We start from the raw sequence: 1,689 nt of genomic DNA on the forward strand, positions 1-1,689 counted from the left end.
TAGGACGTCGCTTCGCAACAATGAACCGCTGAGTATTCAGCGGTTTTTTCGTATAGAAAAAAGGAAGCCCCCAACTACCAAAGACCGAAGGTCAGCTCGGCGCGTCATCGCAGGTGAACAATCAACAACTCTTTCAATCAAATGAAACATGAAGCAGTGCAGCTGAGCAAGGCGGTCGAGGCGCCAAGGAGTGCGACTGAGTACATGAGCACCGTAAGCGACGCGGGCAACGAAGAGATCCACCGCTCAGATGTGCTGCGTTGAAGCGCCGATGGTAGTTGAGGGCGCTCCCTGTGAGAGTAGGACGTCGCTTCGCAACAAGGAACCGCTGAGTATTCAGCGGTTTTTTCGTATGATATTTTGTCAAATTAAGTACAATAGTTCTTCTTTAAACGCCTCGTGTGCCGTTTTCCAACCAAGACATTTTGATAAGGTGCAATGCGCGATTCATCTCCTCTGGGGTAATATCATCAAAATTTGTTTTCATTGGGAAGAACTCACGTAATAAATCATTCCCGTTTTCACTACTACCTCGTTGCTATGATGAATAAGCATCTGCAAAATAGATTTGAATGTTTAATTTTTTTCTAGCACATTGTAACAGATAAATTCTTTTCCGCGATCTGTTGTAGCAATTTGAATCGCCCCTTTTGGAAGTTCTTGATGTAACCATTTAACAGCTGTTTCCATGGAATGAGCAGAACGGTCTGGCATGAGCACGGCCGTATACCAGCGTGTTCTGCGCTCAATAAATGTAGCGACACAGCCCTTTGTCTGCCCACGTCCAGAGACCACTGTATCAAGTTCCCAGTGTCCAAAGGTCTCCCGTTTACGCGCTTCGTTAGGACGCTTCGAAATGGGCGTACCAATGTTAAAGCGACCTCTTTTTTCTCTGGGCTTCTGGCGTGTGCCTTTTTGACGAAGTACGGTAAGAGGCACTTCTAATAAGCCATCGTAAATCCAACGATAGATGGTTTTAAAACTAAGCTTTCCTTGAGACAATCGACCAACAATCTGTTCAGATGACCAAGTTCCCCCCAGCTTTTCTTGAACAGCTTCTTTTAATTCAAGTGTTAGTTTTAACTTCGCTCCACAATTGGATTTATTTCCTTGATAACGTACTTAATCTGTATCGAATCAGATACATAACTTAATGCTATCGGTTAAAACAAGAGGGGGAGCGTTTTATGAAAAAAATTGAGTCCAATTGTATTTATCCTAATTTAAGAAATTTTTTATCTTTCGCAACTTCAGAAAAGAATATCGAACGGGAATATGAATGGGCTATTATTTTTTCATAATGGAGCGTTTGGATGATGTATCAAGTAAAAAACTTTGATTATTTTAAAAAATACTTGTAATAATTAAAATGCTTGTTATAATAATAAATGTACTAAGTAGCATATACAAAGTGCATAAGTAAATAGTAGCGTTCCGAAGTAGCTCAGTGGTAGAGCAACCGGCTGTTAACCGGTTGGTCGTAGGTTCGAGTCCTACCTTCGGAGCCATTTTTTTGCTCACTAATATGAAGCAATAAAATTATAGCAACATTATTTTCAATAAAAATTTTTTAAAAAAGCTTGTACAAACCAAAATAATGTGTTATCATAATTATTGTCTTGTTCGAGATGTTTTAATTGGCCCGTTGGTCAAGTGGTTAAGACACCGCCCTTTCACGGCGGTAACACG

1 tRNA gene and 1 pseudogene are annotated in these 1,689 nt (G+C 40.7%); one reads left to right on the top strand and one right to left on the bottom strand.

Features of this window, described 5'->3' with window-relative positions:
* Positions 1-363: 363 nt before the first annotated feature.
* Positions 364-1,119 (bottom strand): annotated as a pseudogene (locus C9J34_RS01450) (IS30 family transposase); the annotation flags it as partial.
* A gap of 314 nt (positions 1,120-1,433) precedes the next feature.
* Between C9J34_RS01450 and C9J34_RS01455 the strand changes: the two are divergent.
* Positions 1,434-1,508 (top strand) — tRNA-Asn (locus C9J34_RS01455).
* Positions 1,509-1,689: the final 181 nt, after the last annotated feature.

The organism is Metasolibacillus meyeri, from assembly GCF_003049505.1.
GTDB classification, from domain to species: domain Bacteria; phylum Bacillota; class Bacilli; order Bacillales_A; family Planococcaceae; genus Metasolibacillus; species Metasolibacillus meyeri.